This is a genomic window from uncultured Litoreibacter sp. (assembly GCF_947501785.1).
Taxonomy (GTDB): domain Bacteria; phylum Pseudomonadota; class Alphaproteobacteria; order Rhodobacterales; family Rhodobacteraceae; genus Litoreibacter.
The window spans coordinates 3,051,776-3,075,290 of sequence record NZ_CANMXB010000001.1 but is presented as its reverse complement, the minus strand read 5'-3'; the positions used below and the strand labels follow the sequence as shown (position 1 = coordinate 3,075,290).

Below are 23,515 nucleotides of genomic sequence, written 5' to 3'. Positions count from 1 at the left end.
TATAGGGTCCCCCAAGGCAATGGCCAGTCAGGAAAAGGGGAAGTGCGGTGACGCATGTTGTTGTGATTGGAGCAGGTCAGGCGGGGTCATCGCTGACCGCCAAGCTGCGCAACCTCGGGTTTGACGGCGACATCACCCTGATCGGCGAGGAGCCTGTCCCCCCCTACCAGCGCCCGCCCCTGTCCAAGGCCTACCTGCTGGGCGAGATGGAGGAAGAACGGCTCTACCTTCGGCCGGAGGCGTTTTACGACGAACAAAACATCACCTTGCGGCTGGGGGCGACGGTGGACAGCATCGACGCCAATGCGAAGACCGTGACGGTCGGCGGGGATCAGATTTCATACGACCACCTTGTGTTCACCACCGGATCAACCCCGCGCGCCTTGCCCGCCAAAATTGGCGGCACATTGGACGGCGTGCACGTTGTGCGCACGCTGGCTGATGTTGACGCCATGGCCCCCGAATTCGGCGACGGCCGCCGCGCATTGATCGTGGGTGGCGGGTATATCGGGCTGGAGGCCGCCGCCGTTGCCGCCAAGCTGGGCGTCAAGGCCATCGTCGTGGAAATGGCCGACCGCATCCTGCAGCGTGTGGCGGCAGAGCAGACGTCAGACTTTTTCCGAGACCTGCATACCGTGCACGGCGTTGAGATTCGCGAGGGCGTCGGGCTGGACCAGCTGAAAGGCGAGGGGCGCGTCACCGGCGCGCGCTTCACCGACGGCTCCGAGATTGACGTGGATTTCGTCATTGTTGGCGTCGGCATCACACCGAACGACCAACTGGCCGCCTCTGCCGGTGTGGCGTTGGACAACGGCATCAAGACCGACGCGCGGGGACAAACATCGATTGCCGGCATCTGGGCGGCAGGCGACTGCGCCTCCTTCCCCTATCGCGGGGCGCAGATCAGGATGGAAAGCGTCGGCAACGCGATTGACCAGGCGGAGCTGGTGGCGGAAAACATCATGGACGCAGGCAAGGACTACGACCCCAAACCGTGGTTTTGGTCCGACCAATTCGACATCAAGCTGCAGATCGCCGGGCTGAACAGCGGTTATGACATGGTGGTGACACGGGAGGACGGCGACGCCACGTCTTTCTGGTATTACAAGGGCCGCGAATTGCTGGCTGTGGATGCGATGAACGACCCGCGCAACTACATGATCGGCAAGCGGCTGATTGAGGCTGGCAAACACCCCGCGCCAGAGGTCATCGCCGACCAGGGCACGGATATGAAAGCCCTGCTCAAAGCATGAGGATCATCGCGGGGCGCTTCAGGGGCACGCACCTGACAGAGCTTGGCCAAGGCGACGATCCCGCCCATCTGCGCCCTACCACCGACCGCGTGCGCGAGAGCCTGTTCAACATGCTCGAAGGTGGGCGGTTCGGGTCACCTGTTGTGGACGCCCGCGTGTTGGACCTGTTCGCGGGCACCGGCGCTTTGGGGCTGGAGGCGCTGTCACGCGGGGCGGAACGTGTGTGTTTCGTGGAAAATGGCAAACCGGCCTTTCGCATCCTGTCCAAGAACATCGCCAAATTGCGCGCGGCGGAGGAAACCACCGTGCTCAGCAAAGACGCCACCAAACTGGGGCCGAACCCGTACAAACCGTTCACCCTGATCCTGCTCGACCCGCCTTACGGCAAGTCGCTCGGCCAAAAGGCCCTGCTGGAGGCCAAACAAAACGGCTGGATCGGCGCGGACGCGTTGATCGTTTGGGAGGAAGCCTCTGCCCAAATTGCGCCGCCGGGATTCACCCAGCTGGACACCCGCGCCTATGGCGGCACCCATATCACCCTGTTGGAGCCGGCATGAGCGATTGGCCCGACCATTTCTGCCCCGGCTGCGGCGTCAAACGTAAAGCGACGCCGCGCTATGTCTGGCACTTCTGCAATGACTGCCGCAACCGCGCGACCAACGGGTCGGGACGCGTGGTACAGTGCCAAAACGAGTCGATGTCGGGCGGCTTTCAATGGCGCTACGAGGGCGACGAAGACTGGACCAGCTGCCGCGGCCTTTATGCCCTCATTTCCAACCGCGACGTCTACCTGTCAGAAGCCCGTTTCGGCGGCATCGTGGCGCAGCCGCTGACCTCCCGCCAAAGGGCGGAAGGTCTAGAGGGGACATTCCGCAACATGGACGTTCGCAAACAGTAACCAACGGCGAAAGACCGCCATTGCAGCGGCCTTTCTGTGCGTTTGCATTTGCCTCAAGTCACGTCGGGGGCTCAGTTCCCAGCGACAAACGCCCGCGCATCTTCGACCAGGGCTGCGCCGTCCAGTCCTTTTTCGGTCAACTCGGCAATCCACTCGGCGGTTACCTCTTTCCCGAGCTCCTGAATGCGGGCGGTTTCCGCCTCGCTCAGCTCGGCAATCTCGTTGCCATCAGCCTTCATTGCCTCGCGGCCGACCACGTCGCCCTCGTCATGGGCGCGCCCGGCCCAGCCGCTGGCCTCGATCCCGGAATTGGCGTCAATCACGGCCTTCAAGTCGTCCGGCAGGCTGTCATATTTCGCCTGGTTCATCGCCCAGATGAAGTAGAGGTTATAAAGCGCCTTCTCGCCCGCCACGTCGGTGTGGCTGTCGGTCAGCTCGTTCAGCTTCAGCGAAGGCGACATTTCCCACGTGATCACCCCGCCATCGACCACACCTTTCGACAATGCTTCAGGGAAGGCCGGAACCGGCATGCCAATCGGGGTCGCCCCCATCTTGTCGAGCAGCAAAGTGGCGGGCCGCGACGGGCCGCGCAGCTTCAGCCCCTCGAAATCCTCGACCGACGCAATGGACGCGCCCTTTTTGTGGACGATGCCCGGCCCGTGCATGTGTGCCGCGATCAGTTTCACGTCCTTGAAGTCGTCCATCAGGTGTTTTTCGGTAAACTGCCACGCCGCGCGAGACGCCCGTTCGCCGGATTTCGGCGTCATGAAGGGCAGCTCCATCGCCTCGGCCTCGGGGAAACGGCCCGGCTGATAGCCCGGGATCACCCATCCGCCGTCGACCGCGCCGTCGCGGATCAGATCATACTGGTTCGGCGCTTTGCCGCCCAACTGCATGAACGGGTACAGTTCAACCTTGATGCGGCCGCCCGAGTCAGCCTCGATTTTGTCAGCCCAAGGCTGCATGAAATAGGTCGGGTTTGCCGATTTTGGCGACACGAAATGCTGGAATCGCAGCGTCACCTCTTGGGCGAACGCGCCCGAGGTGGTTGCCAATGCAATCAAAGCAGCGGTTGTTGTTTGGAAAAAGGTCATCTGAAGGACCCCCCGTATATAGTCTGAGCCAACGACGCGATCCTCGCCGCGTCGCAGCGTATATGTGGGGGTTTCGCGGTCAGTTGCAAGTGGTTCGCAACAAATAATCGTCAACATGTAGTGGTCGTTCGTCTTGTTCACCCAATGGTAATATGGGATGATCCATAAAAATCGAGCAATAAAACAAACCACCAACAGGCACCCGCATCCCATGCTAGACGCCACCAATCTGCTGTCCGATGTCTTCGGATTCGACGCCTTCCGCCCCGGCCAGGCCGAAATTGTGGAAGCCGTGTGCAATGGCGAAAACACCCTCGCCATCATGCCCACCGGCGGCGGCAAATCTCTGTGCTTCCAACTACCGGCATTGTACCGCGACGGGCTGACGGTCGTTATTTCCCCACTCATCGCGCTGATGCGCGATCAGGTGCGCGCGTTGAAGGCATCTGGGGTCTCGGCGGGTTGCCTGACCTCCGGCAACACCGAAGAGGAATCGGACGAGGTCTTCGCCGCCCTGCGCGCAGGCGAATTGAAACTGCTCTACCTCGCCCCCGAACGGCTGGCCAAAACCGCCACCCAAGACATGCTGCGCCGCGCAAATGTCACCCTGATCGCCGTGGACGAGGCGCATTGCGTCAGCCAATGGGGCCACGACTTCCGCCCCGACTACCTGCGCATAGGCCAACTGCGCCAATCCTTGCAGGTTCCGCTCGCCGCCTTCACCGCGACCGCCGACGCTGAAACGCGGCAGGAAATCGTGGGCCGGCTGTTTGACGGCGAACAACCCACCACCTTCCTGCACGGGTTTGACCGCCCCAACCTGACGCTGGCCTTTCAGGCCAAGAATTCGCCGCGCAAACAGATCCTCGACTTTGCCGATGCGCGCCGCGGCCAGTCCGGCATCGTCTATTGCGGCACGCGTGCCAAGACCGAAAGCCTCGCCCGCGCCTTGACCGAAGACGGCCATTCGACCTGCCACTACCATGGCGGCATGGACCCCGAAGACCGCCGCGTGGTGGAAACCCGCTTTTCCCGCGAAGACGGGTTGGTGGTTGTGGCCACCATCGCCTTCGGGATGGGCGTCGACAAACCGGACGTGCGCTGGGTCGCGCATGCCGACCTGCCCAAATCCATCGAGGGATACTACCAGGAAATCGGCCGCGCGGGCCGCGACGGCGCGCCTGCCGACACGCTGACATTGTACGGCGCCGACGACATCCGTTTCCGCCGTCAGCAAATTGACGAGGGGCTGGCCGATGCGGAACGCAAGATCGCCGACCACGCGCGGCTGAACGCGCTTTTGGGGCTGGCCGAAGCCCTGACCTGCCGCCGTGACGCGCTGCTTGGCTATTTTGGCGAGACCGAGATCACCTGCGGCAATTGCGACCTGTGCGAAACCCCGCCCAAAACCTTCGACGGCACCACCCATGTGCGCAAGGCGTTGTCCGCAATTCTGCGCACCGACGCGTGGTTCGGCGCGGGCCACCTGATCGACATCCTGCGCGGCACCACGACCGACAAGATCAGCCAGCGTGGCCACGATCAGTTGCCCACCTTCGGGGTCGGCGACGATCTGGACAAACGCGAATGGCAGGCCGTGTTTCGCCAGATGCAGGGCCATGACCTGATCCGCCCAAACCCCGACCGCCACGGCGCGCTGTTCATGACCGACAAGGCGCGGCCCATCCTGAAGGACGAGGCCTCAATCACCCTGCGCCGCGATACGATTGTAAAAGGGCGTTCAGGCCCGCGCGTGCGCACGTTGGTCTCCGACGAGGATGCGCCGCTGCTCTCGGCCCTCAAGGCCAAGCGCCGCGCCTTTGCGGAGGCTCAGGGCGTACCCGCCTACATCATCTTCAACGACAAAACGCTGATCGAGATGGCGGAAAAACGCCCCGCGTCGCTGGATGACTTCGCCCGCATCTCCGGCGTCGGCGCGAAGAAGCTGCAAAACTATGGCAAAGGGTTCCTCGATGTCATCAACGGTGCGGAAACGGAAACCCTGCACCCTGCGCGGCGCAAGCTGGCCGGCGGCAATGCCGGCTCCATCTACGACCGGCTGCTCGACGCCCAGAACCGGCTGAAAACCGGCGAAAGCGGCTTTGACAAACCGATCACCTGCTCGGCCTCGCTGTTGGCCAAGATCGCCGAAACCAGGCCGCGTGATCGCACCGCCATGACCCGCATCCTGGGCGACCGCCGCGCTGATCGGTTTGCCGACGCGTTTCTCGAAGTGCTGGCCGACAGCTAACACTGGACGCCGCGCCGCACCCCGCTAGATTACGCCTCAACCGAAGGGGATATTCCAAATGCTGACCGTCATCTCGCCCGCCAAAAAGCTCGACATGTCCGCCACGGACCTGGCCCCAACGCTGCCCGATTTTCAGGAGGACGCCAACCTACTGGCCAAATCCGCCTCCCGGCTCAGCGCGAAGAAACTCGGCGCGCTGATGTCGATCTCCGACAGCCTGGCCAAGCTGAACTATGACCGGTTCAAAGCCTTCGCACCGGCCTCCACGCCCGACAATTCCAAACCCGCCGCACTCTGCTTTGCGGGCGACACCTATACCGGGCTTGAGGCCAAAACGCTGGACGCCGATGAAATGGCCTACGCTCAGGACCATCTGCGCATCCTGTCGGGCCTCTATGGCCTGCTGAAACCCCGCGACGCGATCCAACCCTACCGGCTTGAGATGGGCAGCCGCCTGAAGACCGGCCGCAAAAACACCCTCTACGACTATTGGGGCGACAAAATCGCGCTCAAGCTGAACGAGGATGCCGAGGCACAGGGAACGGATACGCTCGTCAATTGTGCCAGCCAGGAATATTTCGGCGCGGTCGATCTGAACGCGCTGAACCTGACCGTTGTCACGCCCACCTTCCTCGAAGACAAACCGGGCGGCCCCAAGATCGTCAGCTTCTTTGCCAAACAGGCGCGCGGCGCCATGGCGCGGTTCATCGTGCAGAACCGGGTCACCTCGGCCGATGGTCTTCAGGATTTCGACACGGGTGGCTATAGCTATCAGCCGGACCAATCGACCCCCGAAAACCCGGTCTTCTTTCGATCCGAGGCGGCGCTCAATGCCTTCCGCGAAGCGTCTTAGGCTTCTTTCTGCCTAAAATATGCCGGGGGTATGGGGGCTGGCCCCCAATAAATCGGGGGTCTGGGGGTGAAACCCCCAGCCGGTCGACGCAGCACAGCTGCGGCGAAACTCAAGCCTTCAACGCCGCGTCATAGGCAACCAACTCGACCGTGTTGCCCTCAGGGTCGGTGGTGAACACCCCGCGCCAGCCAACCCACTCAAACAGCTCGACCCGGTATTGCTGCCCAATAGCCTCGTACCAGGTCATAACGGCCTCCTGTTCAGCATATGGCAGGCTCAGCGCAATATGGTGCAGCGACGACTTCGCCCCCGTTTCGACGTGATCCTCGCCGGTGGGGTGCAGGCCGGGGCGCACCGGCGCGGCCTTGCCAAACAGGGCCAGCACGGATGTATGCCCGCCAAACCCTTCGGCAATCTTGAAAAACACAATCGGTGCGTCCGCTTCGGTCATCAGCTCCAACCCGATCACGTCCCGATAAAACGCCACCATTGGCGCCACATCGTTGCACCTGATCGCAATCTCGCCCAAGGCGCGCACCTTGAAATTTCTATTTTCTTTCATCACGCTAGCTCCGTGTGAGACAGGCTTTGACCCGCACCCCATATTACCTTTAACCTGATACTAACCCTTTCACTCTGGTCAGGCAGCCCCCAGATCAGAACAAGACCAAACGCAAAAGGGACCAAAAAAGAGGACCCCGGGGACGATGAGTAAGACCACGCGCAGAGCCTTCCTTTTGGGCACCGGAGCCGTCATCGGCGGCTGGGCCACGCGGCGTTACTACACTGACCCTATCCCCGTGGGCACTCGGCTTGCGTCGCCTGCAGATCCGCTGATCCTCAACGACGCGTCCGAGCTGTCGCCGACCCCCGTGGCCAAGCACATCACCGTCACCGACAAGTTCGACGCCAAGTCCATCGCCGCCCTCCGCGCCGAGTTGAAAGACGCCGAGGCCAACCGCCGCCCCGTCATCGCCTCCGCCGCGCGTCATTCTATGGGCGGGCAGTCTATGGCACGGCAAGGCACCACCTACACCATGGCGCATGACTGGCTGGAACTGGACAAAACCAACCTCACCTACCGCACTGGGGCTGGCACCCGCTGGTCCACCGTCATCGCCCGGCTCGACGCCGAAGGCTTCTCTCCGGCGGTCATGCAGTCGAATAACGACTTCGGCGTCGCCTCGACCTACTCCGTCAACGCCCATGGCTGGCCCGTGCCCTTCGGCCCGATGGGGGCGACGGTCCGCTCCATCCAGATCATGCTTGCCGACGGGCAACTCATCACCTGCTCGCGTGACGAAAACGCCGACATCTTTCTGGCCGCCATGGGCGGCTACGGCCTGATCGGCGTCATCACCGAGATGGAGATCGCCATGGTTCCCAACGCCCGTTTGGAACCCACATTCACCACCGTAGACCCACTCAATTTCGGCCCCGAGTTTGTACAAGCCATCAAGGGCACCCCGAACGTACAAATGGCCTATGGCCGCATGGACATCTCCAAGGACCGTTTCCTTGAGGACGCCATGATGATCACCTACCGCCCCACCTCGGACCAATCCGACATCCCCCAAGCCCCCGGCTCCGGCTGGATGTCCAAACGCGCCCGCGACATCTTCCGCGCGCAGGTGGACAGCGACATCGCCAAGCATGGCCGTTGGTGGTTCGAGGCCAAGCTGGGCCCCTGGATCGGCGGCGGCGACACCACCCGCAACACGCTGCTGAACGAGCCGGTGATTACGCTCGACGACCGTGACCCCACCCGTACCGACATCTTGCATGAATACTTCATCGCGCCCGAAAACTTCGGCAGTTTCGTCTCTGCCTGCCGCGAGATCATCCCAAGCTCCTACCAGGAACTGTTGAACATCACCCTGCGCTATGTGCAGCCCGACCATGAAAGCTGGCTCAGCTACGCCCCCACCGACCGCATCGCGGCAGTGATGCTGTTCAGCCAGGAAATGTCGCTGCGCGCCGAAGAAGACGCCCGCCGCATGACCCAGAACCTGATCGACGCGGCCATCCGGTTGGGCGGCACCTACTACCTGCCCTACCGCCTGCATGCGCGCCAGGACCAGATCGTGGCGGGCTACCCCGGCCTGCGACCCTTCGCGGCCAAGAAACGCGCCATGGACCCCAAGCTGTTGTTCCGCAACGCGCTTTGGGACAATTACATCGCAAAGGCATAAACCTATGACCGCCCTCCGCATCATCGCCTTCGGATACGCCGCCGCCCTGTTTATTGCGGCGTCCCTCAACTACCTGCCGATCCCCGGCATCATCGACGAAAACGGCAACGCCTTTGGCGTCTTCGCGCTTGATTTGTTCGACGACAGCCTGCACGTGGCCTCCGGCCTCTGGGCGCTTGCGGCGGGGCTGATTTCTCATCGCGCGTCGAAAATCTTCCTCACATGGTTCGGCGCGCTATACCTTGCCGACGGCGCCATGGGCCTTGTGACCGGCTCCGGCTATCTCGATTTCGGCATCTTCGTCTACGGCTGGTACGAATATCCCAGCTTCCTGATCAAGCTTGCCGCCAACGTGCCCCACCTCTTTCTCGGCGGCTTCGCCCTGTTCTCTGCCTTCATGTTCGACCGCAAATGAAGCGCCTGCTGAAATGGTTGGGCCTGTCGCTCCTGCTGCTGATCCTCATCATCGCGGGCCCCATCCTCTATGTCGAAACCATGTGCCGCGGCGAGGCGCTTACCCAAGAGCAGGCTCAATACATCACCGACCCCGCCAACCAACGCCCCGAGGCGCGCACCTACATGGTCTACCCCGAATGGCACATCGTCTACGCCTATGAAGGCTACGCAGAAGCGCTGAAAACAGGCCACCCGCATAACTTCCCCTACCTCACGGCCATCACCGGCTTCTGGTCCGCCACCTGCGGGTTGACCGAACAGGCCGACCAATTGGGGGAGGCAGGCTTCAACTCCAAAGCAACCATCTACACCATCGGCGCGTCCTTCACGTTGGAGATGCTCTTCAAAGCCGCCTACGAGGAAACCATAGGTCGCCTGTTCTCCGCCTTTGCCCCGTCCCCGCAAGACGGTATCGAGGCCGAGATGGCCCAAGACTACGCGACCTTCCTACAGCAGGTTCCGTGGTACAAATACGACTTCCCCGCGTGGTCCGAAAAGCTTTGGGCCGCTGAGCCCGTCGCAACACGGGGATGGGAACGCCGCATCGCCCTCGGCCTCGAATGGGGGGCCAAGACGCAATACGCCAAGGTGATCGCCAATGCCGCCGCTGGCCTCGGTGCGGACGAGCTGCGTATGCAGGTCGCCATCACCGGCGTCGACGCCACGTACCTCGCCAGCCTGCCGGACGTCACGCTCATCGACCAGTCCGAGGACACCCTCATAGCCGAGGTCGCCCGCTACCGCGTCTTCACCACGCTGGCCCAAACCATCGCCAATGCCGACGGGCAATTCCTCGAAATCGCGGGCAATGACGACATCCTCATCAGCTATCTGGGCGCCACCCCGCCCGAGATACCCGACGCTGCAAACATCATCTCCTCCACCACCCGCGTGGGCTTTGCAGAGCAAAACCGCTATCTTATCGCCACCAAGGTCCCGAGCCTCACACAGACGCTCAACACTCTCGCCGGTCAACGCGGCGGCATTGAACATATCTATGACTATTGACCATCACTGTTTCAAAAATACCTCCCCCGGAGGGCCGGTTCGTCACATGAAACACCTTCTGATCTTAAGCGCCGCCCTGCTGGCATGGCTCACCATCGCCGCCGCCGCCATGGTGCCGGGCACGATCAACACGGCGGTCATCCCCGCGACGACGCGCGCGCTTCCCGACAATGTTGCCATCATCGGCACAAGGGGTCCCCTACTGGTGGTCTACAGCGAGGACCCAAACTACGTCCGCAACCTTTACAAGTCCGGCGTGAGGTTCGTCCTTCCCGCCCGCAAGAAAACCTGCCTTAACCTGCAAAATGCATAGCCACGTGGCAGTCAGAAAGAACCGACGTTAGATGGTTGTGCGCAATTGGTAGCCCGGCAAGAAAAGCAAACGCACCTTCGTCACCGAAAGGGCATTGTCCCATGTCACCCGATCTATGGCGAACAGAGCGCTGCCTTTCGGGACGCCGAAAATATCGGCGTCATCCGGTAGCGCCTGAATTGCTGAGAACGCAATATCGCCATGCGTATAGGGCGCATGTTTCAGCAACCACTCATTGGCGCTGAGCTCTTCAAACGTCTCGTCGAGAGCATCCGGGACGATGTTTGTATTGATCCAGCGATCTTCAACTGCATATGGCCCGTCATCCGCCAGATGAAGGGCACGGACATGTAGCAACGCCGCATCGGCCCTGGTTTTCATCGCGCCGCTGGTGCTGAGCGGCGGTACAGCAGTTTTGCGTTCGATGAGCTGGTAGCCATACCGGCCGCCGCGCTCTTCGACCTCATGCCGGATCACGGCGATATCGAGCGTCGCCTTTGCCACCGGCTGGGCCGCAACCCGGGTGCCGGCCTTGCGCCTGCGGTCCAACAGACCGCTATCGGCCAGAGAGCGCAACGCGCGGTTCACCGTCGAACGGGCGCACCCGAATTCGATTGCCAAATCCGCCTCGTTCGGGATCAGCTCACCCGGCGACCACTCGCGTGCATGAATGCGCCGCAAGACCTCGTCCTGCACGCTTTGCCAGTTGCGAAAGGTGGGCAAGGTCATAGGGCATCTTTCAAGGCGTCAATTGTCCGCTTGTACCCGGCGACGATCTGAGCGCGCCGGACGTGTTCACCGCCCCTTACCATATGCCGGCCAGCGGACCAAACATCCGTCACCAAGCGGTCGTCCCCCGCAAAAAGCCAGGAATCCAAGGCGGTGTCCCGCACACGGCCCCAAAGATGCTCAGACGCCGTATCCAATGCAAACATATCCGCCCAGTGTCCGGGTTCAATCCGCCCGGTGCGGCGCCCTGAAGCCTGTGCGCCACCGGCTACTATTTCGTCGAACAGACGTCTTGCCGTGGACTTGTGATGCGACGCAAACGCTGCGCGCGTGCCATCCCTGAGACGTTGTGAGTAATCCAGCGTGCGCAATTCCTCACTCAGTGAGACGCGGATGTTACTGTCGGAACCGATGGCAATGGCGCCTGAATTGTCCGTCCACCGCACCCCGTCAAATATGCCGTCGCCGAGGCTGCTTTCCGTCATCGGGCAAAGACCGGCGACGGCGCCGGAGCGGGCGAGCGCCACGGTCTCGGTTGGGGTCATCTGCGTGCAGTGAATGAGGCACCAGCGCGCATCCAATCCCATGTTATCCAAAGCCCAAGCCACCGGGCGGGCACCCCATGCCTGTTCAACCTGCTCAACCTCGGCCCGTTGTTCCGCAAGGTGCATATGGATTGGCCCGCTCGGGAAGGCGGTGCCATAGGCCTTGAGATCGGCGATCCCCACGGCCCGCAACGAATGAGGGGCCACACCAATGGACGCGTCACTCGAGGCAGCGCTGATCCCGCAGGACGCAACACTGTGAAGCGTCTGGAACCGCTCGAACGTATTACCAAACCGGATCTGGCCCGCCGTCAGGTCGCGCTGATCACACCCACCATACTGGTAATGGACAGGCAACAAACATAGCCCCATTCCCGTCTGATTGGCCGCGGCCATAACCCGTTCTGAGATCTCGGCAATATTGTCGTAGGGCGTCCCACCCGGCTGGTGGTGCAGGTAATGAAATTCGACCGATGCGCCGTAACCGGCTTCCAGCATCTCCATCTGCACAAAGGCGGTGATGGCTTCGACATGGTCGGGCGTCAGGCGATCAAGGAAGCGGAACATCAACTGCCGCCAAGTCCAGAAGCTGTCGGTTGGGTCCGGGCCACGGCGTTCGGTCAGCCCTGCCATGGCGCGCTGAAACGCGTGGCTGTGCACGTTGACTGGGGCGGGCAACAGCATCGGCACGCGCATCCCATTGGCGGTTGTATTCGGCTGAACCGCACTGATCCATCCATCGGCATCTATGTCGATGGAAACGCCGGATGCCCACCCACCCGGCAACAATGCGGTTTCGGCCCAAATCGTGGTCATTGTCGCTCCGCTTGACAGGTTATTATGTACGCACATAAAAACATTATGAGTGAATTTTAGCAAGCGAGTCGGTCTCATGCTCCTCACGAACGCCCACGTTGCGACCCTGCAAGACGATCACGGATATGGTCTGATCGCCGATGGAGCGATCGCGATTGAGGGTGCACGCATCGCGTGGGTCGGCCGCGCTGACGACGTGCCCGACAGTTACCGGACCGGCCCCGAACATGATTTGGGCGGTAGGCTTGTCACCCCCGCGCTGATTGATTGCCACACCCATGTGGTGTTTGGCGGCAACCGCGCGGCAGAGTTCGAGCGGAGGCTGAACGGTGCCAGCTATGAAGAGATTGCCCGCGCGGGAGGTGGGATCGTCTCCACCGTGGCCGCAACCCGCGCAGCATCGGAAAAGCGGTTGCTGGCCGACGCTTTGACGCGTGTGGACGCGCTGATCGCCGAAGGCGTCACGCTGATCGAGGTCAAATCCGGATACGGCCTCGATCAAGAGACCGAGCTGAAAATGCTGCGCGTCGCCCGCCAGATCGCGAAAGCCCGGCCCATCGGCACCCGCACCAGCTTTCTTGGTGCCCATGCGGTGCCCCCTGAATTCATTGGCCGGACGGATGCCTATGTTGACGAGATCTGCATCCCGACACTTCGCGCGGCTCATGCCGAGGGGTTGGTCGACGCCGTTGACGGGTTCTGCGAAGGGATCGCGTTTGACATCGCGCAGATTGCCCGTGTGTTTGACGTCGCGGTTGAGCTGGGATTGCCGGTCAAGCTGCACGCCGAGCAGCTGTCCCACAGCGGCGGCACGCGGCTGGCTGCAAAATACGGCGCGCTTAGTGCGGATCATGTTGAATACGCGACTGACGCAGATGCTCAGGCGCTTGCAAAGGCCGGGACCGTCGCCGCGCTGCTGCCGGGGGCCTTCTATACCCTGCGTGAAACCCAAAGCCCCCTTATCCAGTCTTTCCGCAACCATGGCGTGCCGATGGCCTTGGCCACTGACTGCAATCCCGGCTCGTCACCGCTGACATCATTGCTGCTGTCCATGAACATGGCCTGCACCCTGTTTCGCATGACACCGCTCGAAGCGTTGCTGGGTGTGACGGCCCATGCGGCTGCGGCGCTTGGCGCATTGGATTGCGGCAGGATTGTTCCGCGCGCCTCTGCCGACCTTTGCGTCTGGGATGTCAGCCACCCGGCAGAGCTCGCCTATCGCATCGGGTTCAACCCGCTTCACCACCGCATCTACAAAGGGTCGCTATGACCGTCACACTCACGCCCGGCATGGCAACGCTCGAGCAGTTGCACGACATCTGGTCAAACACCCACGCCGTTGTTCTGGACCCGTCATCTTATGCCGGCATCCATGCGGCCCAGGCGCTTGTGTCACATGCCGCCAATGGTGATGCCGCCGTCTACGGTGTGAATACGGGGTTCGGAAAACTCGCCAGCGTCAAGATCGCGGCCAAGGACGTGGCCACGCTGCAGCGCAACCTCATCCTGTCGCATTGCTGCGGCGTGGGCGAGGCGTTGGACGAAGCGACCACGCGCCTGATGATGGTCCTCAAACTGTTGTCGCTTGGGCGCGGCGCATCCGGCGTCGCGATGACCACAGTCGAGATGATCCAGGACATGCTGGAAAAGGGGGTTACGCCCGTGATCCCCTCCCAAGGGTCTGTTGGGGCTTCCGGCGATCTGGCGCCGCTGGCCCATATGGCCGCCGCGATGATTGGCGAAGGCGAAGCCATTTTTGATGGCACAAGAATGCCTGCCGGCGAAGCCCTCTCCCAAGCGGGCATCGCACCAATCGTGCTTGGCCCAAAAGAAGGCCTTGCCCTGATAAACGGCACGCAATTCTCAACGGCTTGCGCCTTGGTGGGCCTGTGGGGCGCTTGGCGCAATGCAGCAACCAGCGTGCTGACCTGCGCGCTTTCTACGGACGCCATTATGGGATCGACCGCCCCTTTGGAGGACGCGATCCATACGCTGCGGGGGCACGCAGGACAGATTGCCGTGGCCCGTGCCCAGCGGGCCCTGATGGAAGGCTCGCAGATCCGCGAAAGCCATGTGGACGGCGATAGCCGGGTGCAGGACCCCTACTGCATTCGATGCCAGCCGCAGGTGACCGGGGCGGCAATGGACCTTCTGCATTTTGCGGCACGGACCCTTGAAATCGAGGCAAATGCGGTCACCGACAACCCGCTGGTGTTGGTGGATGATGATCTGGTGGTTTCTGGTGGAAACTTCCATGCCGAGCCGGTGGGCTTTGCGGCGGACCAAATCGCCGTGGCCATTTCCGAGATCGGCGCAATTGCACAACGTCGGGTGGCGCTTATGGTCGATCCGACCTTGTCATTCGATCTGCCACCGTTCCTAACCCCAGACCCGGGCCTGAACTCCGGTCTGATGATTGCCGAGGTGACGACAGCCGCCCTGATGAGCGAAAACAAACATCTCGCCAATCCCTGCACCACGGACAGCACCCCCACCTCGGCCAACCAGGAAGATCACGTCAGCATGGCCGCCCATGCGGCCCGCCGGCTGTTGCGTATGAACAAGAACCTGAACGTGATCCTAGGTGTCGAGGCCATGTGCGGCGCGCAGGGAATTGAGTTTCGCGCGCCGTTGCACACCAGCGCCCCTTTGAAAACGGCGATGTCCGTGCTGCGTGGCAAAGTGCCGGCAATCGTCGAAGATCGTCATTTGGCCCCGTCAATCGAAGCGGCCGCCGGCTTGGTTGAAACCGGGGTTTTCGTCGCGTCCGCAGATTTGCCAGCCTACGTGCAGGGATGGGCCGAATGACCCCGGTCAGCGTCAAACAGGGCACAGGCCCGATCGTTCTGGGCCTGCCGCATACCGGAACGTTCGTGCCCGAAGACATCGCGGCCAAGCTGAACCAAAACGGACGCCAGCTGTCGGATACTGACTGGCATACCGACCAGCTTTATGACGGGTTGCTGTCGGACGCGACCACGGTCCGCGCGAACTTTCATCGCTACGTGATCGACGCCAATCGCGACCCGTCCGGCGCGAGCCTTTATCCCGGGCAAAACACCACCGCCCTGGTGCCGCTGACCGATTTCGACGGCAAGGATATCTGGGACATCCCGCCCACAATTGCCGATGTCGACGCGCGCCGCCGCGCGTATCACGCGCCCTACCACGCCGCGATGACGGAAGAATTGCAACGCGTCCGCGATCTGCATGGGGTAGCGATCCTCTTTGACTGCCATTCCATCCGCAGCAGAATCCCGCACCTGTTTGACGGCAAGCTGCCCGATTTCAACGTCGGCACAAATGAAGGCAACACCTGCGCCCGCCTGCTGGAAACCGCTGTCTACGGATTGTGTCGCGCCGAAGACGGCTACACCACAGTCCTAAACGGGCGGTTCAAAGGGGGGTGGACAACGCGCCACTACGGCCAGCCGGGCAACGGCATCCACACCATTCAAATGGAGCTTGCCCAGTCCACCTACCTGACAACCGAAGCCAGCCCCTGGGCCTATGACGCCGCAAAATCCACGCGCCTGCGTCGCCCGCTGTCCCGCCTGTTGGGCAAACTCTCGCACATCGTTTTGAACGGAGACCTCACATGACAAATTCCCGCCATAACCTGCGCGATATATACCCCCCAACCGGTTCCGATATCACCGCCAAGAGCTGGCTGACGGAGGCGCCGATGCGGATGCTGATGAACAACCTGCACCCTGACGTCGCTGAAAATCCCCATGAATTGGTCGTCTATGGCGGCATCGGCCGCGCCGCGCGCACGTGGGAGGACTTTGACGCCATCGTCGCGTCCCTCAAGGACCTTGAAGACACCCAAACGCTGCTTGTGCAGTCCGGCAAACCTGTTGGTGTGTTTAACACCCACAAGGACGCCCCGCGCGTGTTGATCGCCAACTCAAACCTCGTGCCGCATTGGGCGACCTGGGACCACTTCAACGAGCTCGATAAGAAGGGGCTGGCCATGTATGGCCAGATGACCGCCGGATCATGGATTTACATCGGCACCCAGGGCATCGTGCAGGGCACCTATGAAACCTTCATGGAAGCTGGCCGTCAGCACTATGAGGGCAACCTCAAGGGCCGCTGGATCCTGACGGCCGGCCTGGGCGGGATGGGCGGCGCGCAGCCTTTGGCCGCCGTCATGGCAGGCGCGTGTTGCCTAGCCGTTGAATGCGACGAAACCCGCGCCGATTTCCGGCTGCGCACCCGCTATGTCGATGAAAAGACGCATGACCTGGATGAAGCATTGGCCATGATCAACAAGTGGACCGCCGTGGGCGAGGCGAAGTCCGTGGCCCTCATTGGCAATGCCGCCGGCGTCTTTCCCGAACTGCTCAGACGCGGCATCAAACCCGATATGGTCACCGACCAGACCAGCGCGCACGACCCCGTTCACGGCTACCTCCCCCTAGGCTGGACCGTTGCGGATTGGCGCCGGAAACAGGAGACCGACCCCAAAGGCGTGGAAAAGGCGGCACGCGCGTCCATGAAAGTGCAGGTCGCCGCGATGGTCAATTTCTGGAATGCAGGCGTGCCGACGCTGGATTACGGCAACAACATCCGGCAGATGGCACAGGAAGAAGGGCTGGAAAACGCGTTTGCCTTCCCCGGGTTCGTCCCCGCCTATATCCGCCCCTTATTCTGCCGCGGCATCGGCCCCTTCCGTTGGTGCGCCCTGTCTGGCGACCCCGAAGACATCTACAAGACAGACGCCAAGGTCAAAGACCTGATCGCGGACCCGCATCTGCACAACTGGATGAACATGGCGCGGGAGCGGATCGAATTTCAGGGCCTGCCCGCCCGCATTTGCTGGGTTGGCCTCGGCCTGCGCCACAAGCTGGGCTTGGCGTTCAACGAAATGGTCCGCACGGGTGAGCTGAGCGCCCCTGTCGTGATCGGGCGCGATCATTTGGACAGCGGTTCTGTTGCGTCGCCAAACCGCGAAACCGAGGCGATGAAGGACTGCTCTGACGCTGTATCAGACTGGCCGTTGCTCAATGCGATGCTGAATGTGGCGGGCGGTGCGACATGGGTGTCGCTGCATCACGGTGGTGGCGTCGGCATGGGCTTCTCGCAGCACTCGGGCATGGTCATCTGCTGCGACGGAACCGAGGACGCAGACCGCCGGATTGCCAATGTGTTGTGGAATGATCCGGCCACCGGCGTGATGCGTCACGCGGATGCAGGCTATGATATGGCGCTTGATTGCGCGCGGGAAAACGGCCTCAACCTGCCGGGCATTCTGGGCCACTGACGGGCGGGTTTGCCAAACAGGCGCGGCCGCCCAATGCGACGCGCCCACCGTGGCGGACGCGTCCTCATATGCAGCTTCGTTTTGGCAAAAAATACTCAAATACCAGACAGATCAAGCCTGCCGAGACGCCCTCTTCCGCTCATGCGGGTCCAGATGGCGCTTGCGCAAACGGATGGCATTCGGGGTCACCTCAACCAGCTCGTCATTATCGATGTAGGCAATCGCCTCCTCCAGCGACATGCGCACCGGCGTCGTCAGCCGAACTGCCTCATCCGTGCCAGAAGCCCGCACGTTCGTCAGCTTCTTGCCTTTCAGCGGGTTCACCTCCAGGTCATTCTCCCGGCTATGTTCGCCGATGATCATGCCCTGATAGACGTTCTCCTGACTGCCTACGAAAAACTTCCCACGGTCCTCCAGGTTGAAGATCGCGTAGGCCACCGAAACGCCATTTTCCATAGAGATCAAAACCCCGGCGCGCCGCCCCGGAATGTCACCCTTATGCGGCGCCCATTCATGGAACACCCGGTTCAGAACCCCGGTCCCACGCGTATCGGTCAGAAACTCGCCGTGATACCCGATCAGCCCGCGCGACGGGACGTGCGCAATGATCCGCGTCTTGCCGGCGCCCGCCGGTTTCATCTCCGTCATCTCGCCTTTGCGAACGCCGGTGATCTTCTCAATCACCGACCCGGAATATTCGTCATCCACGTCAATGGTGACCTCTTCGACCGGCTCATGGCGCACGCCGTCAATCTCTTGAAACAGCACCTGCGGGCGCGAGATCGAAAGTTCAAACCCCTCGCGGCGCATGTTTTCGATCAACACGCCCATTTGCAATTCGCCGCGGCCCGCAACTTCAAACGCGTCGCCGCCCGGCGTGTCCGTGACTTTGATCGCGACGTTGCTTTCGGCCTCTTTCATCAGCCGGTCGCGAATGACCCGAGACTGAACCTTCTTGCCGTCCTTGCCCGCCAGCGGCGAGTCGTTGATCCCAAATGTCACCGTGATCGTCGGCGGGTCAATCGGCTGCGCCGGGATCGCGTCTTCCACCTCAACCGCGCAAATCGTGTCCGCCACGGTTGCCTTCGACATACCGGCCAGTGACACGATGTCACCGGCCTCAGCCACATCAATCGCCTCGAAATTCAGGCCCCGCGAGGCCATGATCTTGGTACAGCGGAACTGCTCGATCTTGCTCCCGTCGCGTGACAACGCCTTCACGGTCTCGCCAGCTTTCAGGGTCCCGCTCTCCACGCGCCCGGTCAGCAAACGGCCAATGAACGGGTCCGACCCAAGCGTCGTGGCCAGCATCCGAAACGGCTCGGCACGCGCCGCCATCTGTGCGGGCGCGGGCACATGGTCGACGATCAGGTCCAGCAACGCGGTCAAATCCTTGCGCGGGCCGTCCAGTTCCATATCTGCCCAGCCCGACCGGCCAGAAGCGTACATGGACGGGAAATCCAGTTGATCGTCATTCGCCCCAAGATTGGCAAAAAGATCAAAACACTCGTCCAGCGCGCGATCCGGTTCCGCGTCCTGTTTGTCGACCTTATTGAGCACCACAATCGGGCGCAGCCCCAGCGCAAGCGCTTTCGAGGTCACAAACTTGGTCTGTGGCATCGGCCCTTCGGCCGCGTCCACCAGCAGCACAACCCCGTCCACCATCGACAAGATGCGCTCCACCTCGCCGCCAAAATCGGCGTGACCCGGCGTGTCGACGATGTTGACGCGGATGCCTTTCCACTCAACTGACGTGGCCTTGGCCAGAATGGTGATCCCGCGCTCCCGCTCCAGATCGTTGCTGTCCATCGCCCGCTCGGCCACAGCCTGATTTTCCCGGAACGAACCCGACTGTTTCAACAATTCGTCCACCAGCGTGGTCTTGCCGTGGTCAACGTGCGCGATGATCGCAATATTGCGAAGGTCCATGAGATCTAACCTTGAATGGAAGTGTTGCGCGCACCTAACCGATACGCCCTACAAAGGCCAGCCCTTACACAGAGATGCGGCAATCGGGCTTCGTTTTGGCCAAAATACTCAAACCACGTCTAGGCAGAGCGACACCCCCTCGAAAGAGCAACGCGCCTGCCGATATCTCCTAGAAAAATGCGCGCGCAGGCGCTCAATGAGATCAGCGCAACCTCTGCAATATCCGCAGGCTGGCATAGCCGTCCTGCACCAGCCCCTGCGACTTCTGATACCGCCGCACCGCGTTGATCGTCAGCGGACCGATCTTGCCGTCAATCTTGCGTGTATCAAACCCTTTCGCGGTCAGCAGTTTCTGCATCTCGACCCGCTCCTTGAAGGTCAAAGCCCGGTCCCCGCGCGGCCAGCTGGCCTTGATCGCCGGCCCGCCGCGCAACCGGTCCGACAGATGCCCGACCCCGATCACATAGGCGTCGGCCGTGTTGTAGCGCTCGATCACCTCGAAATTCTTGAAGATCATGAAGGCCGCACCCTCGGCGCCCGCAGGCAGCAGGATCGAGGCCGCCCCATGGTTGGGCACGACCCGGCCCTGCATGTCCTTCACTCCCAAACCGCCCCAATCGGCGGGGGATTTCAGCACCTTGCGGTTGGCTAGCGTGTAGTCAAACCCATCCGACACCTGCACCTCAACCCCCCATGGCTGGCCTGTTACCCAGCCAAACTTCGCCAGATAGTTTGCGGTCGAGGCCAGTGCATCCGTGGGATTATCCGACCAAATGTCGCGCTTGCCGTCGCCGGTGAAATCCACCGCGTAGTCGAGGTACGAGGTCGGGATAAACTGGGTATGTCCCATCGCCCCCGCCCACGATCCGGTCATGGACCGGGGTGCGACATCGCCCGCCTGAATGATCTTCAGACCCGCAACCAGCTGCTGCTCAAAGAAGGCGCCACGCCGCGCGTCAAAGGCCAGCGTTGCCAGCGAACCCACCAGATCCTTGGATCCGCGAAAGGTTCCATAGGCGCTCTCCAATCCCCAAACAGCAGCGACCACATGTTTGTCCACGCCAAACCGCGCCTCTATCCGGTCCAGCACCGCGCCATGTTTGCGCATCGCCGCCTTGCCATTGGCAATCCGCGTGTCGCTGGCCGCTGAGTCCAGGTAATCCCACAAGGTCTTGGTAAATTCCGACTGGTTGCGGTCGCGTTTGATCACCTCGGGGTCATATGTCACCCCGCGAAACGCGCGATCAAAGGTCTCCGGCGAAATCCCTTTGGCCAAGGCCCGCCCCCGGAACCCTTTGATCCAAGTACCAAACCCGGCCTTATCCGCCACCTGCACAACCGGGGCTGAGACGGTCCCACGGATTTGAGGTCGAATGGAGCGCACAACCCCCGGCACTTGCGCGCCTGTCAGCACCACGCCCGATGTGCTGGCGGCTGCCAATTCAATCACCGGTCGCGGTTCGGGCCGCACAGAGCGTTCAAGTGCGATAGCCGGCACTGCCCCCGCCAAAGCCACGATTATCCCTGAAATTAACCTGTTCATCTGAGTACCGCCCGGATTTTTGTTCCGTTTCTTGTTGGCGGGCAATCTAGCGCTTCTCGGCCGAAGCTGAAAGCCCCGGCGCAGTATGCGCGCTATTTGCGGCGCGCGGCCTTCTTGCGCAGCTTTGATCCCTTCTTGCGGTGCTTGACCAGCTTGCGCCGCCCGCCACTGCCCCCGGGTCGTCGCCCGCCGGGGTTTTGCGGCACAGCGCGGCCCTCCAGTTCCAGCAAGTCGAGCGTTAACCCGCCGGTCATCGGTGTGGCCTCCGCAATGCGAACCAAGACGCGCTGCCCCAAACCAAGCGTCAGCCCCGTCTTTTCGCCCCGCAGTGTCTGCGCCTCGCGGTCATGTACAAAATACTCCCGCCCAATGCCACGCACCGGCACCAGCCCGTCCGCGCCGGTCTCGTCCAATTTCACAAACACGCCGAAGCTGACCGCGCCGGAAATGCGCCCCGCCACCTCGGTGCCAACCCGGTCAGCCAAAAAAGCCGCCAGGTAGCGGTCTGTCGTGTCCCGCTCCGCCACCATCGAGCGCCGCTCCGTCGTGGAAATATGCTCCCCGGTTTCTTTCAGGCCGTCTATCGCCGCCGCATCCAACCCGTCACCGCCCCATTTATGAGCACTCACCAGCGCGCGGTGCACGATCAGGTCGGCATACCGCCGAATGGGCGAGGTAAAATGCGCGTAATTCTTCAAGGCCAACCCGAAATGCCCGAAATTCTCGGGCGCATAGTAAGCCTGCGTCATCGACCGCAGGGCGCTGATATTCATCAACTCCGCATGTTCCGTGTCCTGCGCCTGCGCCAGCAGCCGGTTCAGGTGCCGGGTCTGCAAAACCTGCCCCTTGGCCAAGTTGAACCCAGACGCCCCCGCGATCTCCCGCAGGCTCTCCAGCTTCTCAGGCGAAGGTTCCTCATGCACCCGGAACAGCAGCGGCACCTTCTTTTCCTGCAACGTCTCGGCGGCCGCGACATTGGCCAGCACCATGAATTCCTCGATCAGCTTATGGGCGTCCAGCCGATCGCGAAACGCGACGCTCGTCACACGGCCTTCATCATCGAGCACTATCTTGCGCTCCGGCAGGTCCAGCTCCAACGGTTGCCGCCGCTCCCGCGCGGCTTTCAGGGCCTCATAGGCCACATAGAGGGGCGCAATCACACCGTCCATCAAAGGCGCAACCTTGTCGTTTGGCCGCCCGTCCTGCCCCGCCTGCACCTCCTCATAATTCAACGCAGCAGGGGAATTCATCAGCCCGCGCACAAACCGGTGCCCCAGCTTGTTGCCGTCCTTGTCCAGCACCATGCGCACCGCGATGCAGGCCCGCTCCACGCCCTCATGCAGGGAGCAAAGATCGCCTGAAAGCGCATCCGGCAGCATCGGCACCACGCGGTCGGGGAAATAGGTGGAATTGCCCCGTTTACGGGCCTCCCGGTCCAGCCGCGACCCCGGCGTCACATAATGCGCCACATCGGCAATCGCCACCCAAACCACGTGGCCGCCTTTGTTCTTCGGGTCGTCATCGGCATGCGCGTAGCAGGCGTCGTCATGATCGCGCGCATCCGACGGGTCGATCGTCACCAAAGGCAGGTCCCGCAAATCTTCGCGTTTTCCCAGCGAAACAGGCTTTGCGGCCTCGGCATCCGCAACCACCTCTTCCGGAAAATCATCCGGTATCTGGTGCTGATGGATCGCAATCAAAGACACCGCTTTGGCGGCAGATGGGTCACCCAACCGCGCGGTGATCCGCGCCTGCGGCAGCCCCATGCGGGACTTGGGCCCGGTCTGTTCCGCCTCGACCAGCTCGCCGTCTTTGGCCCCTTCGGTCGCGCCCGCAGCCACCCGCCATTCGCGGTCCGATCCTTTGTCGATCGGCGTGATCCGCCCCCCTTCGGAGGATGCCCTGAACAGCCCGATGATCTTTGCAGGCCCTGCGCCGATGCGCCGGATCAGCCGCGCCTCATAGGCGTGATCTTCGCCGCTCACCTTGGCCAATCTGCACAGTGCGCGGTCCCCTTCCGCCAAGGCCGGGTCACCTTTCTTCTCAACAAACAAGATGCGCGGCGCATCGCCCTCGCCTTCCCACTCGGCCGGTTCCAAAAACAGGTCACCGTCCGCATCTGGCCCAATGACCCGACAGACCGACACAGGCGGCAGCCCGTCCTTTTCCCGATAGGTCTTCTTGCGCTTGGTCAGATGGCCGTCCGCCTCCAGCTCCTTCAACATGCGTTTCAGGTCAATCCGCGCCTGCCCCTTGATGCCAAAGGCCCGCGCAATGTCGCGTTTGGCGGTTTTGGTCGGGTTGTCCGAAATCCATTGTAGAATATCGTCGCGGGAAGGAAGCTTGCTCATCCCTCAGCTCCTAGC

The 23,515-nt window shown here is 61.9% G+C and carries 20 protein-coding genes; 13 read left to right on the top strand and 7 right to left on the bottom strand.

Annotated features, from left to right (window positions below):
• Positions 1-47: 47 nt before the first annotated feature.
• From Q0899_RS15220 to Q0899_RS15210, 3 genes are read left to right on the top strand one after another with little or no spacing between them, the layout of a single operon-like run.
• Positions 48-1,253 carry an FAD/NAD(P)-binding oxidoreductase gene (locus tag Q0899_RS15220; RefSeq protein ID WP_299193889.1) on the top strand — a complete coding sequence of 402 codons (1,206 nt, stop codon included), beginning with the start codon at positions 48-50 and terminating at the stop codon, positions 1,251-1,253.
• Positions 1,250-1,810, top strand: a complete 561-nt coding sequence (rsmD, locus tag Q0899_RS15215) for a 16S rRNA (guanine(966)-N(2))-methyltransferase RsmD (protein WP_299193887.1) — start codon at positions 1,250-1,252, stop codon at positions 1,808-1,810. The genes Q0899_RS15220 and rsmD overlap by 4 nt, the downstream gene beginning before the upstream one ends.
• The gene (locus Q0899_RS15210; protein WP_299193885.1) at positions 1,807-2,151 is read left to right on the top strand and encodes a hypothetical protein; all 345 of its coding nucleotides are present in this window, start codon (positions 1,807-1,809) and stop codon (positions 2,149-2,151) included. The genes rsmD and Q0899_RS15210 overlap by 4 nt, the downstream gene beginning before the upstream one ends.
• A gap of 71 nt (positions 2,152-2,222) precedes the next feature.
• On the opposite strand, the gene Q0899_RS15205 is transcribed toward Q0899_RS15210, so the two are convergent.
• A complete protein-coding gene (locus tag Q0899_RS15205) occupies positions 2,223-3,245 on the bottom strand; it encodes a TRAP transporter substrate-binding protein (RefSeq protein WP_299193883.1) in 1,023 nt (340 codons plus the stop codon).
• 211 nt (positions 3,246-3,456) lie between these two features.
• Between Q0899_RS15205 and recQ the strand changes: the two genes are divergently transcribed.
• Together recQ and yaaA are read left to right on the top strand one after the other, a co-directional pair.
• On the top strand, positions 3,457-5,496 hold the full coding sequence (gene recQ, locus Q0899_RS15200; protein WP_298295417.1) for a DNA helicase RecQ: 2,040 nt from the start codon (positions 3,457-3,459) through the stop codon (positions 5,494-5,496).
• Positions 5,497-5,554: 58 nt separating this feature from the next.
• Positions 5,555-6,349: a peroxide stress protein YaaA gene (yaaA, locus tag Q0899_RS15195; RefSeq protein ID WP_298361500.1), complete on the top strand. Its 795-nt coding sequence runs from the start codon at positions 5,555-5,557 to the stop codon at positions 6,347-6,349.
• Positions 6,350-6,458: 109 nt separating this feature from the next.
• Here yaaA and Q0899_RS15190 read toward each other — a convergent pair whose 3' ends face one another.
• A complete protein-coding gene (locus tag Q0899_RS15190; protein ID WP_299193881.1) occupies positions 6,459-6,911 on the bottom strand; it encodes a VOC family protein in 453 nt (150 codons plus the stop codon).
• Between the two features lie 145 nt (positions 6,912-7,056).
• Between Q0899_RS15190 and Q0899_RS15185 the strand changes: the two genes are divergently transcribed.
• The 4 genes from Q0899_RS15185 to Q0899_RS15170 are packed head-to-tail and all read left to right on the top strand — an operon-like array spanning position 7,057 to position 10,318.
• Positions 7,057-8,541, top strand: coding sequence for an FAD-binding oxidoreductase (locus Q0899_RS15185; RefSeq protein ID WP_299193879.1), 1,485 nt, complete (start codon positions 7,057-7,059; stop codon positions 8,539-8,541).
• 4 nt (positions 8,542-8,545) lie between these two features.
• The gene (locus Q0899_RS15180) at positions 8,546-8,956 is read left to right on the top strand and encodes a hypothetical protein (protein ID WP_298361495.1); all 411 of its coding nucleotides are present in this window, start codon (positions 8,546-8,548) and stop codon (positions 8,954-8,956) included.
• Positions 8,953-10,005, top strand: a complete 1,053-nt coding sequence (locus Q0899_RS15175; RefSeq protein ID WP_299193877.1) for a hypothetical protein — start codon at positions 8,953-8,955, stop codon at positions 10,003-10,005. Before Q0899_RS15180 ends, Q0899_RS15175 begins: the two co-directional genes overlap by 4 nt.
• A 46-nt stretch (positions 10,006-10,051) precedes the next feature.
• Complete coding sequence (locus tag Q0899_RS15170; RefSeq protein WP_298295404.1) at positions 10,052-10,318, top strand: hypothetical protein; 267 nt, start codon at positions 10,052-10,054, stop codon at positions 10,316-10,318.
• Positions 10,319-10,345: 27 nt separating this feature from the next.
• Here Q0899_RS15170 and Q0899_RS15165 read toward each other — a convergent pair whose 3' ends face one another.
• Positions 10,346-11,047, bottom strand: a complete 702-nt coding sequence (locus tag Q0899_RS15165) for a GntR family transcriptional regulator (protein WP_298295402.1) — start codon at positions 11,045-11,047, stop codon at positions 10,346-10,348.
• Positions 11,044-12,408, bottom strand: a complete 1,365-nt coding sequence (locus Q0899_RS15160) for a formimidoylglutamate deiminase (RefSeq protein WP_299193875.1) — start codon at positions 12,406-12,408, stop codon at positions 11,044-11,046. The genes Q0899_RS15165 and Q0899_RS15160 overlap by 4 nt, the downstream gene beginning before the upstream one ends.
• A gap of 76 nt (positions 12,409-12,484) precedes the next feature.
• On the opposite strand from Q0899_RS15160, the gene hutI reads away from it, so the two are divergent.
• From hutI to hutU, 4 genes are read left to right on the top strand one after another with little or no spacing between them, the layout of a single operon-like run.
• Positions 12,485-13,678, top strand: coding sequence for an imidazolonepropionase (gene hutI, locus Q0899_RS15155; RefSeq protein WP_299193873.1), 1,194 nt, complete (start codon positions 12,485-12,487; stop codon positions 13,676-13,678).
• Entirely contained in the window at positions 13,675-15,216 is a 1,542-nt protein-coding gene (hutH, locus tag Q0899_RS15150; protein ID WP_299193871.1) for a histidine ammonia-lyase, read from the top strand. The genes hutI and hutH overlap by 4 nt, the downstream gene beginning before the upstream one ends.
• Positions 15,213-16,010 carry an N-formylglutamate deformylase gene (hutG, locus tag Q0899_RS15145; RefSeq protein ID WP_299193869.1) on the top strand — a complete coding sequence of 266 codons (798 nt, stop codon included), beginning with the start codon at positions 15,213-15,215 and terminating at the stop codon, positions 16,008-16,010. Before hutH ends, hutG begins: the two co-directional genes overlap by 4 nt.
• Positions 16,007-17,677: a urocanate hydratase gene (gene hutU, locus Q0899_RS15140; protein WP_299193868.1), complete on the top strand. Its 1,671-nt coding sequence runs from the start codon at positions 16,007-16,009 to the stop codon at positions 17,675-17,677. The genes hutG and hutU overlap by 4 nt, the downstream gene beginning before the upstream one ends.
• A gap of 111 nt (positions 17,678-17,788) precedes the next feature.
• Here the strand turns inward: hutU and typA are convergent, their stop codons facing one another.
• From typA to rnr, 3 genes are all read right to left on the bottom strand, one after another.
• Positions 17,789-19,606 carry a translational GTPase TypA gene (gene typA / locus Q0899_RS15135; RefSeq protein WP_299193865.1) on the bottom strand — a complete coding sequence of 606 codons (1,818 nt, stop codon included), beginning with the start codon at positions 19,604-19,606 and terminating at the stop codon, positions 17,789-17,791.
• 202 nt (positions 19,607-19,808) lie between these two features.
• Positions 19,809-21,149, bottom strand: a complete 1,341-nt coding sequence (locus Q0899_RS15130; protein ID WP_299193863.1) for a lytic murein transglycosylase — start codon at positions 21,147-21,149, stop codon at positions 19,809-19,811.
• Between the two features lie 92 nt (positions 21,150-21,241).
• Positions 21,242-23,500: a ribonuclease R gene (gene rnr, locus Q0899_RS15125; RefSeq protein WP_299193861.1), complete on the bottom strand. Its 2,259-nt coding sequence runs from the start codon at positions 23,498-23,500 to the stop codon at positions 21,242-21,244.
• Positions 23,501-23,515: the final 15 nt, after the last annotated feature.

Bases quoted from the DNA above. Each gene is read 5' to 3' on its own strand.
- rsmD (WP_299193887.1), top strand. From the start codon at position 1,250: ATGAGGATCATCGCGGGGCGCTTCAGGGGCACGCACCTGACAGAGCTT.
- Q0899_RS15210 (WP_299193885.1), top strand. From the start codon at position 1,807: ATGAGCGATTGGCCCGACCATTTCTGCCCCGGCTGCGGCGTCAAACGT.
- Q0899_RS15205 (WP_299193883.1), bottom strand. From the start codon at position 3,245: ATGACCTTTTTCCAAACAACAACCGCTGCTTTGATTGCATTGGCAACC.
- recQ (WP_298295417.1), top strand. From the start codon at position 3,457: ATGCTAGACGCCACCAATCTGCTGTCCGATGTCTTCGGATTCGACGCC.
- yaaA (WP_298361500.1), top strand. From the start codon at position 5,555: ATGCTGACCGTCATCTCGCCCGCCAAAAAGCTCGACATGTCCGCCACG.
- Q0899_RS15190 (WP_299193881.1), bottom strand. From the start codon at position 6,911: ATGAAAGAAAATAGAAATTTCAAGGTGCGCGCCTTGGGCGAGATTGCG.
- Q0899_RS15185 (WP_299193879.1), top strand. From the start codon at position 7,057: ATGAGTAAGACCACGCGCAGAGCCTTCCTTTTGGGCACCGGAGCCGTC.
- Q0899_RS15180 (WP_298361495.1), top strand. From the start codon at position 8,546: ATGACCGCCCTCCGCATCATCGCCTTCGGATACGCCGCCGCCCTGTTT.
- Q0899_RS15175 (WP_299193877.1), top strand. From the start codon at position 8,953: ATGAAGCGCCTGCTGAAATGGTTGGGCCTGTCGCTCCTGCTGCTGATC.
- Q0899_RS15170 (WP_298295404.1), top strand. From the start codon at position 10,052: ATGAAACACCTTCTGATCTTAAGCGCCGCCCTGCTGGCATGGCTCACC.
- Q0899_RS15165 (WP_298295402.1), bottom strand. From the start codon at position 11,047: ATGACCTTGCCCACCTTTCGCAACTGGCAAAGCGTGCAGGACGAGGTC.
- Q0899_RS15160 (WP_299193875.1), bottom strand. From the start codon at position 12,408: ATGACCACGATTTGGGCCGAAACCGCATTGTTGCCGGGTGGGTGGGCA.
- hutI (WP_299193873.1), top strand. From the start codon at position 12,485: ATGCTCCTCACGAACGCCCACGTTGCGACCCTGCAAGACGATCACGGA.
- hutH (WP_299193871.1), top strand. From the start codon at position 13,675: ATGACCGTCACACTCACGCCCGGCATGGCAACGCTCGAGCAGTTGCAC.
- hutG (WP_299193869.1), top strand. From the start codon at position 15,213: ATGACCCCGGTCAGCGTCAAACAGGGCACAGGCCCGATCGTTCTGGGC.
- hutU (WP_299193868.1), top strand. From the start codon at position 16,007: ATGACAAATTCCCGCCATAACCTGCGCGATATATACCCCCCAACCGGT.
- typA (WP_299193865.1), bottom strand. From the start codon at position 19,606: ATGGACCTTCGCAATATTGCGATCATCGCGCACGTTGACCACGGCAAG.
- Q0899_RS15130 (WP_299193863.1), bottom strand. From the start codon at position 21,149: ATGAACAGGTTAATTTCAGGGATAATCGTGGCTTTGGCGGGGGCAGTG.
- rnr (WP_299193861.1), bottom strand. From the start codon at position 23,500: ATGAGCAAGCTTCCTTCCCGCGACGATATTCTACAATGGATTTCGGAC.